The sequence below is a fragment of the Shewanella sp. BF02_Schw genome (genome assembly GCF_014596695.2).
Taxonomy (GTDB): Bacteria; Pseudomonadota; Gammaproteobacteria; order Enterobacterales; family Shewanellaceae; genus Shewanella.
Map to the genome: position 1 here is coordinate 1 of NZ_JABKAW020000028.1, position 574 is coordinate 574.

Below are 574 nucleotides of genomic sequence, written 5' to 3' on the forward strand. Positions count from 1 at the left end.
GGCGACGTTCGTCTGACCATTGGTATTAATCGTGCCGGTGACGGTGGGCGGAGTGGTATCGGGTACCGTGCCGGTAGTCCAGCGGATCACAAAGTCACTTTCCATTAGGTTGCCGGCCAAGTCCTTGACTCCACTGGGCATCCCTTTGATGGTGACAGTGTATTGGGTGTTATAGGCCAGCGGATCTAATGGTGTGAACACCGCACTCACGCCGGAGTAGTTCACCACGCCGGCGACCGCATTGCCGCCGACTGTTTCATTCAAAATGAAGTTTGTGTTGGTGATCGTTAGCGGATCCATGCCTTCGCTGAACGTGACGCCAACGCGGGTGTTAATCGGTACATCTGTCGCACCGTTAGTATTGATTGTACCGGTGACGGCGGGCGGAGTGGTATCGGGTGCCGTGCCAGTAGTCCAGCGGATCACAAAGTCACTTTCCATGAGGTTGCCGGCTAAGTCCTTGACCCCGCTGGGCGTGCCTTTGACCGTGACCGTGAATTGGGTGTTATAGGCCAGCGGATCTAATGGTGTGAATACCGCACTCACGCCGGAGTAGCTCACCACGCCGGCGACG

1 protein-coding gene is annotated in these 574 nt (G+C 56.6%); it reads right to left on the reverse strand.

Annotated elements, in window-relative coordinates:
- Window positions 1-574: Ig-like domain-containing protein (locus HNW13_RS23450; RefSeq protein WP_208062988.1), on the reverse strand; the 574-nt coding region annotated here is incomplete at both ends.